General features: G+C 47.4%; 13 protein-coding genes. 4 read left to right on the forward strand and 9 right to left on the reverse strand.

Going from position 1 to position 12405, the window contains the following annotated elements; genetic code table 11:
* Window positions 1–148: 148 nt before the first annotated feature.
* From RBT11_19590 to RBT11_19630, 9 genes are all read right to left on the reverse strand, one after another.
* The gene (locus RBT11_19590) at window positions 149–655 is read right to left on the reverse strand and encodes a hypothetical protein (protein ID MDX9788987.1); all 507 of its coding nucleotides are present in this window, start codon (window positions 653–655) and stop codon (window positions 149–151) included.
* 21 nt (window positions 656–676) lie between these two features.
* Window positions 677–985, reverse strand: coding sequence for a hypothetical protein (locus RBT11_19595; GenBank protein ID MDX9788988.1), 309 nt, complete (start codon window positions 983–985; stop codon window positions 677–679).
* 80 nt (window positions 986–1065) lie between these two features.
* Entirely contained in the window at window positions 1066–2745 is a 1680-nt protein-coding gene (locus RBT11_19600) for a hypothetical protein (GenBank protein MDX9788989.1), read from the reverse strand.
* 93 nt (window positions 2746–2838) lie between these two features.
* On the reverse strand, window positions 2839–4854 hold the full coding sequence (locus tag RBT11_19605) for a hypothetical protein (GenBank protein MDX9788990.1): 2016 nt from the start codon (window positions 4852–4854) through the stop codon (window positions 2839–2841).
* A gap of 99 nt (window positions 4855–4953) precedes the next feature.
* Entirely contained in the window at window positions 4954–5517 is a 564-nt protein-coding gene (locus RBT11_19610; protein ID MDX9788991.1) for a hypothetical protein, read from the reverse strand.
* Window positions 5518–5519: 2 nt separating this feature from the next.
* Window positions 5520–6053: a hypothetical protein gene (locus RBT11_19615; protein MDX9788992.1), complete on the reverse strand. Its 534-nt coding sequence runs from the start codon at window positions 6051–6053 to the stop codon at window positions 5520–5522.
* Window positions 6054–6180: 127 nt separating this feature from the next.
* Complete coding sequence (locus RBT11_19620) at window positions 6181–6513, reverse strand: hypothetical protein (GenBank protein ID MDX9788993.1); 333 nt, start codon at window positions 6511–6513, stop codon at window positions 6181–6183.
* Between the two features lie 60 nt (window positions 6514–6573).
* Entirely contained in the window at window positions 6574–7197 is a 624-nt protein-coding gene (locus tag RBT11_19625; GenBank protein MDX9788994.1) for a DUF5664 domain-containing protein, read from the reverse strand.
* Between the two features lie 1424 nt (window positions 7198–8621).
* Entirely contained in the window at window positions 8622–9464 is an 843-nt protein-coding gene (locus tag RBT11_19630) for a sigma-70 family RNA polymerase sigma factor (protein ID MDX9788995.1), read from the reverse strand.
* Window positions 9465–10043: 579 nt separating this feature from the next.
* On the opposite strand from RBT11_19630, the gene RBT11_19635 reads away from it, so the two are divergent.
* The 4 genes from RBT11_19635 (at window position 10044) to RBT11_19650 (ending at window position 12318) form a co-directional block, all read left to right on the forward strand.
* Window positions 10044–10223 carry a hypothetical protein gene (locus RBT11_19635; GenBank protein MDX9788996.1) on the forward strand — a complete coding sequence of 60 codons (180 nt, stop codon included), beginning with the start codon at window positions 10044–10046 and terminating at the stop codon, window positions 10221–10223.
* Between the two features lie 660 nt (window positions 10224–10883).
* Entirely contained in the window at window positions 10884–11054 is a 171-nt protein-coding gene (locus RBT11_19640) for a hypothetical protein (protein ID MDX9788997.1), read from the forward strand.
* 165 nt (window positions 11055–11219) lie between these two features.
* Window positions 11220–12119 carry a ParB/RepB/Spo0J family partition protein gene (locus RBT11_19645; GenBank protein ID MDX9788998.1) on the forward strand — a complete coding sequence of 300 codons (900 nt, stop codon included), beginning with the start codon at window positions 11220–11222 and terminating at the stop codon, window positions 12117–12119.
* Window positions 12120–12150: 31 nt separating this feature from the next.
* Complete coding sequence (locus RBT11_19650; protein MDX9788999.1) at window positions 12151–12318, forward strand: hypothetical protein; 168 nt, start codon at window positions 12151–12153, stop codon at window positions 12316–12318.
* Window positions 12319–12405 lie beyond the last annotated feature (87 nt).

The following is a 12405-nucleotide window of genomic DNA, read 5'->3' on the forward strand; positions in this document are numbered from 1 at the left end:
TCTCCTTTCCTCCGATAATTGTGAATTGCCTGTCGGCAATCTCAATATCAGAGATGTGCTTAAGGGGGGTCAATTTTGGGTTATCGTTTGTGCCCAAAAGGGGTCAATTTTAGATTAGCGAAACTACCCCACCGTTGCGCGGTCCCATTTAATTAAAGATCAACCGAACTGAAGCCGTGTTCCCTTCGCCCAACCCTGTAAGCGTGACCGTCCATGGCTTATCAAGCACTTCATTGTATCCCAAATTTTTTGGCACATCATATCGTTCCGTAACAGTCGTGCTCCTCGCAGCGACGGTGAAAATTACCGCTCCCGTTGAATCCGCGACCGATATCGTGTAAGCCGCCGGTTCCGCTGCATCCGCCCCGGGCGTTGTGATTATTTTTTGGATATATTTGCCAAGCAAAGACTTTATCTCGGGGACAACAAAAGAACCGTTTCCAGTTGCAAGCCCGATAATAACAGCCTCGCACAAAACGCCATCGTCTATTTTTTTCACGACTACGCCATTATCGGTGTTCGTGAACCCGTCTACAGACAGGTCGTTGTAAGCCAACACAGACCCACCCGGAAGCACGTCAACAAGCACGGCATTCCCGTTTACAACGCTTTCAACCTTATAAGCGATACTCGTGTCATTTCTCCACATCGCCATGCTAAAACCCTCCGAATCATCTTATTGTAAAATTTTTATTTTTTCTGAGAGTCCTGAAATAAAAGATAAAAGCTGCGATACAGCGCCAAACCCAAAAAGAGCGATTATAACAGCCGTGATAGCTTTCATGACCCCGCTTTTAAATATCTTTTCGGATCCACTTACAGACTCGACCAGGGCGGCCGCTTCCCTATGCATCCGCGCATGATCAACTGGGCCAAAGCCGCATTTTTCAGTGCAACGCTCCTTGCAGCACCCGAACCCGCCATCGCGAGAAAACTCTTTAAGAGCCGCCAAAAAAGCCGCTTTCAAGTCGGTTTTGGCAATCATGTCGCCTTGAACAAAATCGTTTTGCAGCCCATCACCCTGTGACATAATCGCCGATCCTATCTACGTTGGATTAGATGCCCCTATTCAGCGCCGTCGCCTTTACTCCCTGCTTGCTTTTTTGTCTTTTTGGATTTCGCTTTTGGCGCCTTTTCGTCTCCTGGCGTTTGTCCGCTCTCGCCATTCTCTCCTTCGGTTTTTTCCTGAAGCGCTTCAGCGTCAAGATTGTAAACCAAATCCGGGAACTGATCGTCTTCGGTCGCCTTCCGCCGGCGAGCGGCGCCATAGCCACCGAACCCAAGGCCTTTTGAAATCTCAGATGACGGGCGGCCGACGGTTTCTGACACCGGGCCGTGTTTGGATCCTAAAAGCCCTTTTGATCTACTTTCAAAATCTATCATCTCAGAAACCGGGTGAGTGACCTCGATCAGTTCCTCCGGCCGCCTTTTGATCGTTTTGAATATCGGCTTCTTGTTTTTAAACCCGACGCACTCTTTAACGCCAAAATGCTTTGGGAATGAAGACACTGCGGATTTGAGGAAGAAGATGCTCCCCCAAAAGTCATTGATAAAAACCGAATCATGCGCAGCGATTTCGTCGCTCGTCCTGTCTGCGAATGGCCCACGGGAAGCCTTGATGTTCCCATAAGTCCCTTTGGCTGAGCCAGTAGATACATCCGCAGGCTCGTTCAGGCCAGCAACGCTCATTTCAAGGATGTCTGTATCTGAATCACTTATCTGCGGAAGTTGTGGGCTTTTCAATTCAGCTTTAAGCCCAGGGGGGAGAATCATTTTTTGGCCTGGCTTTGACGGCGCGAATATCGCGCTCTGCTCTTTTTCAGTATCAGAAAGCGCCATCCAATTTTTGAATGACTTTATATCTTCAAACGTAAAGACCCAGGCATAAGCCCCAGCGCTTTTCTTGTGATCGATCTCATACTTCTTTAAATTTTCATAAAGGTTTAACCATTCAAGGACGGTCCGCATATAGGCAACTGCCCGTCTTGTCACAAACCCCTTGTCCCATGAGACAATAAACCGCCTGAATTCTCCAAGATGTTTAAATTTTTTATCACCCTTGGCGGCCCGGCTGTTTGCCTGCATCTCTATTTCGTAGCCGTCGCAGCCTTTTGCCACATTTATAAGATCAGGGTATCTTGCTATAAAGATGCTCGGGACCTGCTCTTTTTTTTCGGCCCCGTTTTCCCCGTCTTTCCACGTTATATTGTAGAACAGGGGCATTAAGGTTTTTCTCGGATGGAAAATAATCCCGGTGTCGTCTGTTCCGCCGCCAGAAATGTTTGCAGGGTCAATGAAGTCTACCTCAACGAATCCATCGTCATGGACTGTGAGAGACAAAAACAGCTCTCCCTCTATGCTCGACCGCGCAATAAACTTCGGCCAGAAATAATAAAGCCGGTTCCTTGGGTCGTTAAAGATGCTTTTAATCGCCTCGTCTATCTCAAAAACGTATGAGGTCGTTTCAAAGCCAAGGCCTGCTATGCGGCCTGTTGTGCCTCGAATGGATGTGTTAACAAGCGGGTTCGAATGGACTTTGTTAAAGCACTCCTCTTGGATTTCTTCCCTTGACAGTTTTTTGTATAACGAAGGCGATCGTCCTGGAATCGCAAAACCGTCCGCGTCAGAATGCTCATTCCGGCCGAAGGGTGGCTGCCATGGCGTCGTAAAAACAACCGTTGACAAAACATCGTCAGGAAGGTCAAGCAAGGCGTTCTTGACCCTTTCGTCTAAACCACCACTCATATTGACCTCTAAAATATAAAAATAGCTCTTTAAAAGATAATAATATATTATATAATAGCTATTTTTATTCCTTCAAAAAGTCAATATAAAAAATCAATATTTTCCAAGCAGCCCAACCGGATCCACCCGGTATCCCCAAAACGATTTTGACCTTCTTCGCCTGAAGTCGTCAACTGTCAGCAGCCGGCTGCCATAAACAGCATAGGCAAGCGCGTACATAAAGTCGTCCTGTATGCCGCTCTTGTGGTCCTTCTCCGGTGACCCAAACCACCTTCTGTCTGGATCATGGTCAAAAATATCCATTTCTTCCGAAACGATATCGTCGCGCCTCATCCCATGGCATCCCGATGGTGGCCCCTTCAACCTGCCGGTGTTCATTAAATTATAAATCTCGGTGAAGGCAGCGCGTTGTCGGTCATATGACGCATTGGGTATCATCTCCATCGGAACATCATATTTTGACTTCACCCACTCAGCCAGATCCCACATGCCCCAGCTTTCAGCACAACAACTGTCTATGCCGTCATACTCATCATGGATAAGCTGAATCTGTCCCTTCATCCCCTCAAGCGAATGGTCAAGGACAGAAACGACATGAAGGATAAGATAGTAATAGTTTGGAACCTTGTCGCTGAAGGTAAACCGCTCATTCCCCCGGAGACTCCCCGGCAATCCCTTGGCGAGGACCACCATAATGGTTTTCGCAGCGGTCCTGCTTTTCATCGGGGCCGCCCGGTCGATCCCGACACTTATCGACCATTCAGTGTCAAGTATTTCCCCAAGTCGATCGAGCGCGCTGCACGGCGCAATGTCTGGCGTAATGCCATCGCCCCGAAGGCTGTAATGCATCTCCATCGGAATCAACTCTGCGTCAATTTTGTCAATGTATTCGCCCTTATCTATTTCATTATTCCCCTCGCCAGTCATATATTCTTCATACCCGATCGCGTTGTTTTTCTTTTTTAAGAGCGCCATGACTGCGGAATGCTCAAGCCCTCGTTCCCTTGTGCCAAAAAAGTTCACGGCCTGGACCATTTCAGTTGAAAAAACCTTTGCTGACCCGGCCGACCACAGGTTCATGAAATACCGCTCAAACCCTCCAAGGATAAAGGTTGCACGGTACGCATTAAGCTGCGCCTGGGTATTGTTCGGATGCCAATAGTCTTTGTAATCGCCATTACGGCTACACCGATATGAAAAATATATTTTCTCGGATCCCTCGAGCTTGTTGCCGTCTTTCGTCCTGCCTGTGGCAAGCTGGTACATCGTGTAAAGAATATGATCTTTGGGCGAAACAGTTGAATCTATGACACCAAGCGCATTAATCACGTTTCGGATGGACCCATGTATCTGCTGAAAAAATTCCGGCTTCTTCATCTCAAATATTTCTGAGAATCCAAACCCGCTGATGTTTGAAACGATACCGCTGAATGACGATATCGACCGAATAAAAGAGACAACATTTCCGGCCGAGTTCCTGATTCGAATTTCTTTTTCTTGAATATTTTTATTCCCGATCCGCGCAAGCAACCGCGGCGAATTCAAAATCGTGTTTCTAATTTGATCGTACTGAACAAATTTTGTTTGCTCTTTCGAGTTCGCGCAAAGCACAATCTGCTGGCCAGGGAAACAAAAAAACTTCCACATCAATATCAATATCGATGCAAACGTTTTCGCCTCGCCGCGCATCCAACAAAATACGATCAGGTTATGTTTAAAAACCCCGTTTTCCATCACCAGGGCTTCTCGCAAAACCTCTTTTATTTTTTCCCACATGAATTTCGGCGATCGGCCAGTGTTAGGATTCGGTTCGTCTGGCAAGTCGCTCAACGGAGCCCAAACATCGTGGCTCATCCCGACAGGAACAATCTTGATCCGTACATTTTCCTCGGCCCACGCTATCAGCCCGTCGCCGCCGTTCCGGTACCGGTCGTAAATAGTCAACTGATTCGGCTTGCTGTTCGGCCTGCGCTGCCCGTCCGGCTCACCCTTCGCGGCTGGCTTGCCGGCGTCCTTGGCCACCATGTTCGCCTTCCCACGGCTTTCAGTACCCCCAGCCTTTGACCCGCCCTGCTTTTTAATCTTGGCCCGGCTCGATCCCATTTGCATAAATAAAATTAGCCTTTAGAGAGATTGTTAAAAAATCCTCTAAAGGCTAATTTTATTTTACAAAAAAGTCAATATTGTTGGGACGCGCGACGATCGCGCCTATTCCGTGCTCATTTTCTCATAGAAATCCGGATACCCATTCTCCATAATGTCCTGAAGTTCTGGCGTTGTCCCGCCATCGGCGCCGCTCAGATAACCAGCCTTTTGCGCTATATGCAGCAACCCGCCCTCCCGCCACTGCCTATTGATGGCGTTCATCGTATCCCGGATTTCTTTATAAATCGGGTGGACCTTCAGTTGCCCCTTTGGATCCTTATAAACCATACCATCCCGTCCAATCGACAACTCAATCATCTTGAGCTTGATCAAGTGATGATAAAGCGGGATAAGCTGTAGCCCCACCTGATTAAACACAAAGGCGTTCGGAGAGGCCTCTATCAACTCGTTCAGCGGAGAAAACACAGCCCTGATATATTGCTGCTCGACTTTGCATATCCCCGTTTTTGCGTATGGGCAAAGTGCCGCCATGGCGCAAGTCTCCGCATCGCAGTCTTTAATCATGTCCCACGAAACGAACGAAACTTTGCTGCCGTCCTTGCCATCAACCGCACCCTTGGCAAACTTATTCCGGCCCGATGCTATAAGCTGCCTATCTATCGGCATAGCTACTGCCCAACCTGAGCAGCAGACGCGCCGCCAACAATGCCGACTACCAATGTGCCCGCGCCGTTCCTGGTGGTCACAACAGACATTCCAGACTTGATCATGCCTGCGTCCAACACCACCGCGTCAATTTTATCATCATACATCGCAAGCCCGTCACCAAAAAGATCCGTAAGGTCGTCATCGTCAACCTGGCCGCATGAGTTGCAAGGTGATTCGCTCAAGCAACAGCATATCGGAAGAAAAGAAGGCAGAACCCTTCCAACCTTCGCCTGGATCTCCACACCACCTTCATCCGGTGCCATTTTCGGCCCGCCAGAACTAATTTTCTCGTCGCGCAATTCTCTCTTTTCACCATCCACCCGCCGTTCACGCTCCTCCATCGCGTTCGCCGCCGCCTGCTTCCTCGCATCTTCAAGCGCAACATCAACATCCTTGCTATTGATATCGCCAAGCTCATCCAGCTTCTTCTTGAGCCGTCTCACCGCATCAATGATTATGTCTGCTTCCTCTGTCACCGAACGCCTATCGCTCATGCTAAATACCCCTCCAGTCAATCTGTTTTAAACCAGAACAGTTAAAAAAAAGAACGAAAACCAAAACGAAACCAGAATCCAGAAGTCCAAACAAAAAACCAACTGTCTAAAAATATCTCAAAATATCTCAAAACTTTCGAGTCTTCTTCGCAACAAAAGCCCGTTCGTCCTCGCGTTTTATCTCATCCAAAATCGTGTCGCGCATCAAAACCAAGCCGGAGTAACTCAAAATCATCGATATTCTCAAACCTTCCTTAAAAAAAGCTACCACCCTTTTCGCAGCCCCAGGCCGCCACACCGTCAACCGCACAATCTCATCAAAAATTTCCGCGCCGCCATCCAGCTCAAGCGACATGCTGCTCACGAAACTCTTTATGAACTTCAGCTCCGATTCAGTGGCCATCTCAGATGCCATTTCAAAGCTCCCCGCCATCCTCTCACACCCCTCCGGATCACCCAACCCCAGCCCCCCACCCGGCCCCCCGCCGGCCCGCCCGGATGCCCCCCAAAGAAAACACCATCAGCACCTTGGCGCCTCAGGCACATCCCGACCTTTTTTCCGATCCTTCCCAGCACTATTCACGCCACCATTCTTCCGCCACGCCCTCAACCGCCCAGGCCGATCATCCAAATCCCGCCGCACTTCCAACGTCCACAATATCGACAAACAACAAAAAATAATCGCCGCCATGTGCGTCTTCCTGATCCCATACTTCTCAACCGCCTCGCGATCCAAATCCTCTCCGCCCCAAAAAAAACAAACCAAATGCCGCGCAATCGCATTCACCAGCACCGACACCTTGAACCCGCCCCGCCAAGACTCCCGCTTGTATTTCACAACCCCTTCTTGATATGCCGCAGGCACATATCTCAGGACCAAATCCATCGGAACCAAATAGATCTCGTCCTTGCCCTCCTCAACATTGTTCTTCGGTGCCGTATCGTCTTGTGAAACTGCGCCAAGCGGATCATCCTTCCATGCGTTCGAATCCCAGGTGTTCAAATTCGTGTTCAGCTTCGCCCCCGCCTTCACCCCCGCCAGCTCGCCGGCCTCGCCGCCCACAATACCAGCCACATTGCCAATCGGCTGCTCATCATTCCCCCCGTGAGACCCCAAACCAAAAACCGTCCTCCAAGGTGTCATACAAAAACCCTCCCGACGCCAAATCAACCCACGTACACGCTCACGCCATACGTATTATTACCCATCCCAAGCGCCATACCATAGGTACTTATACCTATGCCAAAACCCAGTACAACCGCCCACGTTCCATCAAACCTGCCGTCAGTTGCGCCACCAATTCATCCGTCAGCTCCTCCGCCAACTCCGAAAGCTAACCCGCCAGAAAATCATCATCCAGTGCCCGCTCCGGGCGGCCGGATGAAAAAAAAACAATCAAAATATCAATTTGTTCCAGGCGTTCAATCGTTCTCGTCGTCAAATCATTGCGCAGCGCCGCAAGAACACCCGCTCGCACCCGCAATCACACTTGGCACAATTCTTTCGCATATAGGTACTTGTGCCTATTATTTTGATCGATCTAAAGGCTATTTTGATACTTTATTGCGATTTTAAATGTATTTTTTTTGAGCTTTAATTTGATGCTAATGTTTATTTTATTCCTTTTAAGGGCTAATTTTAGCTTTAATTTGTTTTGTTTTGGAATGCAAGGATTTTTTTTGGTAAAAATCTGAGGAATTTTATGTGAAAGTTGTTGATGAATTGGCGCTGATAAGGGAAGTTTTTTGGGGGCGAAAATATACAAAAAAAATTATGGTCACTACCCGTCGCGCCACAAAAGGGGGCCGGGGGTCATGTTTTTTGAAGGGGGGGCATGGCTTTTAAATCATTTATTCATGCGGTTTTGTGCGTTTTTATCCGCATAAAAGCCCGGTTCATAAGTCTTTATATGTTATAAAGACTTATGACAAGCCCTTTTTGCGTTATGCTTTCGCGTCAAAGGAATGGCTGATTAACGTCTCATGTTAATTAGAGACATTTTTCAACCATGCATTGCAATGGGACAATAAAATTATTGCACATATATGGGGCTGCATCAATATATCCGCCGGTCCCACTTGGTATATATAGTATCTATTTATTATCATTATTTTATCATCAATCTTTAATTCAATCCCTCATAATATCCATTAAGTTTGGCATAACTAACTGGTATAATTAAATTTATATCATATTCCCCCTTTTCACCTCTAAAAATGTATATAGGTGTATATATAAATATATTAATTGCTTACACGCCTTAATTAACTTTCACCATGCAATATATTACATAAAGTTGATACCGATAGGCATACCAGCATACCGGCACTCATGCCGGCATACCAGACAACCATTAAACGGTTGAATACCGATACCATGTTATCAGTATTCATCTGATATAATACTATCGTAATTAAAGCGCTTTACAGGCTCATAATCAAACGATCGCTTTTTTACCCATACATTGTATCGGTTGACTGTCAATAATGGTTTGGGCAATAAAAAACCCGCTTGCATTCGAAGGTTTTTGCAAGCGGGTTTTTGGGGTCTTTTTTTGCCGTGTAGATTTATACCCTTGCCGGGTAGTTTTTTGATAACCAATTGCTACCCGCGCCCATTGATACGATAATTTCAACCGGCTTTTCTTTCGTTGGTATACCTATCTTGCCTAATGATACGGCATAATTGATAGTCGCTTGCTTTGCTGCCCTTGCTGCCCGTCGGGCTTTACGGATATCGGCTTTATGGGTATCGGGCGCAATAGACGCGCCCGGATTCGGGCTTGTGTCGTATGATTGCTCTATATGCTGCTTTTTCCCTGTTATTTCTCCTATTTGTTTAACTGCGCGACTGTCTAAAATGTTTCTTAGGTTACTGTTTGTAATCACTGCATTTATCCGGGTTATCCTTTTTTGCACTGCTTGCTGACTTATGCCTAATAAGTCGGCTATTTCTGATTGAGTGCATTCATATACTTGATATTGTACAAATATTTCACGGTCAATATCATCCTTCAATAACTCTTTGATATGTCTTATCATTTCATTATGTTCGGCATTCCGAACCTGTTTATAATCAATAATTTCAATACGATTCACTTCCATATTTTTATGATCGGTAAATGTTGCGTCGATGCTAAATGTTTCGTGTTTTTCTTGTCTTACTTTCCTGTGTTTTAATGAGTCCGTTTCCCTCCTAACAAGGCGATTGAAAGCGCCTTTTATATCTGATATCATTTGGTATTTATCCATAATATCCTTAATGCATTGCCCATTGGTAGTAAGAACCTTTTCCATGGCCGATTGAAGGCATTCGCGGTATGCCTCAATATCCATTGATTTATCAAGGTTGTTTGCTCTTTCGGCCTGTTTTCCATAAATCGCTAATACCTCGCTGATAATGTTTTCCATAAAATTTCCTCCTATTGTTATTAATGATCCGGTTAATTGTTTACGTGATTATTTTTAGCCTTAAAAATGATTATTTGTCAATCTTAATTATATTTTTTAAAGCTAATTTTATTTTTATTGCCATTTATCTACCTAATATAGTTATTTATTTTTTTTTCTTTTTCATGGTTGTATTTTTAACAAAATGGTATCCCTAATATGTAAGAAGGAATCAAAAACCCGAACATTCAGCGATCATAATAAAGTTAAAATTATTTTGATCGCCGGTTGTATTTTTCGGTTTTTTGTATCCCTAAAGAATAAGAGCAAGTCACAAAAACAAAAAACGTATCATATCGTTTGATACGCTTTTGACGTGCTCTTGTTTTTTGTCTTTTTGCGCCATGCATTATTATGCCTCGTATTGATGCATTTTCGTTGCATGGCTCATCATTTTCACCTGCAATCCGTACCGCCCGGCAGTGGGCCACCTCGCCACGGCTGACCGGATCATCGGCCCGGATTCGCAACCACCAAGGACGCAGGCCCGTCGCCTCACTGGTGGAGTCATACCCATGACGGGATGGCCCGGGATAGCCGGTGAACTATAATCCGGCCGTGATTCCCATGTTAACAGTTCGATCGGCAGGCTGGCTGTGGGTTGATGCCTTGCCGGGTGAAGTGCAAGACTCTCTGGGATCATGGCAGGCCACCGGCCACCCTAACAACCCGGCGGATAGGTTCCATGTGCCGAATCACATGGTCGGTGCGGTATCGTAGCCGCTGCAACGGAAGCAGGTTCGCAAGCTGTTGGCACCTGTCCCGTCAAGAGTGTGAAAGCCGGTAGCCTGTCGGGGCCAGTCACCCCGGACCGCCAACTGCAAGGCATGGTTGGTGATGTCACATAGGTCTGGTAACAGGCCGGCTGCCGATGTGAGCGCAAGGAAGTGAAGTGCCAGTGGTAGACTTCCGGCCCGACGTGGTGAGGATGAACGCCTGATGCCTGGCATCACGGACGGACGAGCGCGACAACTGAGGCGGCTTTGTGACTGAACTGAGTGAATCATGTCTGAACGGTTGGTTCTTTTTGCATATACGGGGCAGGTATCCCCTGCCCCTTGTTTTTTTTTAATTTGGAGTGAGTTTGAACTGAAATCGGCGGGCCGTCCGCCTGGAAAATCTCGGCTGGAAAATTTGGCCTGGAAAATCCGGAGTGAGCGGCCCGCCCTTCTTTCAAAGCGCATGGCTGGAAAACTGGGCATGAGCTTTGATGGAAGCTTTGAAGGGCGCTATTCAAATTAATCATGGAGGAAAACATGGGCGATTATAGCGGAAAATGGCATCTGGACTTGTTTTCGACAATATTAAACCGCCGTTTGTCATATCACCTGGTGTGCGGAACCCGGCGGTATGTCAGGCCGAGGAAACAGGAGGTGTCGGATGGAAACAGTAGTCATGAATCGTCCAAGAAAAATTGCGAAAGTGGTGCTGCAATTCAACAGGGAAGTCGCGGCATATGTGTTTGCAGATATCCGGCGCCAACGAGCCGAGATGAACAGCCGGGTGGAATATTGGCAGCGTCCAGAAAATGACAGGAGGAAAGCGTATTGAGAAAACACAACCCCACTTGCCCCACCCCATATCCCACCGGCTCCTCCCGGGGCCACCAAACGGCATGGATCGGCTGAAGTGCCGGCGCGTGCTGCTTGGTGACACTGGGAGAAAATCCCGAGACGGTTAACTCACTTTAAACTGCAAGACCACAAGGGAGAGATTATGGAAACCAAACTGCAAAATATCGCACTGGATAGGATTGCGCCCGACCCTGGGCAGCCAAGAAAAACGGCAAACATGACACAGGAATTAATGGATTATTTGACCGGGCTGGGAAAATCAATCGCGGCCGAGGGATTGAATAACCCGATCAAGGTTCGCCCGAATCCGGACCCGGAAATTGACGTGGACTGGATGCTGATCAATGGCGAATGCCGATGGCGGGCAAGTGCGATGGTTGGCTTAAAAGAAATTCCGGCATTTATTGACGACTCTGGAAAGTCGGCCGGGGACATTTTCTTGGATCAAGTATTGGACAATGAAACAAGAAAAAACCTGCCTCCGATGGATACAGTGGAAAGTTACAAAAAGGCTCTCGACCTGGGAATTGACATCGAACGCCTGGCCGCGGCTGTTGGGAAATCAGTCGCGACAATTAGCATGGATTTGCCGCTGTTGAATCTTCCAGAAAAAGCGAAACAGATGGTGAACGCCGGCGCGCTTCCGAAGGCGGTGGCCCGGAAAATCGCGGAATTCCCGAATTCCGTGAAAATGGAAAAAGCGCTTGAATGGGCACTGAAAGCGAATAACGCGAAAGACCAGTTGGCGAAAGTCGAGGCGTACCGGCTGGAAAGTAGCCAGTTGAGACTTTTCGACATGCCCGAAGGGAAGGACAAGGACGCCCTGAAGGAAGCCGGGAAAATGTTTGACCGTCTGGCGAAACAAGTGGGCGATTTTGCGAACTCGAAATATGCCAACGGGAAAGGCCCGCTGGTAATCCTGGCAAGAAAAAGAGAACTGTCAATGGTGGAAGCACTGGCCGCCCAGATGGTGAAAATAGGCCAGAAAATAAGCGAAGACGCAAGGATGTATCGGGCGCAAGATAAGCACGCGGCGATGTAAAATGCGATGGCAGAAAGGAGCGCCGGCCAATATGAGAAAATTAGATGCCATAGACAAAGCGGATATGGCGGCGAAAAAAAGCGGAAAAGAGTTTTTCGTCGTGCATGATTGCGGCGACTATGATGTCGCCAGTGAATATGATCTTGATACTTTTTTCATTGGCGCTGAGGTTGTATATTCAACGCTCGATTGCTGGTGAGAAGTCACGAAATGTTCGCCCCATTCGTGGGGCCAATAGAGAACCCGCTGGAGAGTCGCAAATCGCGCACTTTGGCGGGTTTTCTAT

The sequence above is a fragment of the Desulfobacterales bacterium genome, from assembly GCA_034003325.1.
Lineage (GTDB): Bacteria > Desulfobacterota > Desulfobacteria > Desulfobacterales > JAFDDL01 > JAVEYW01.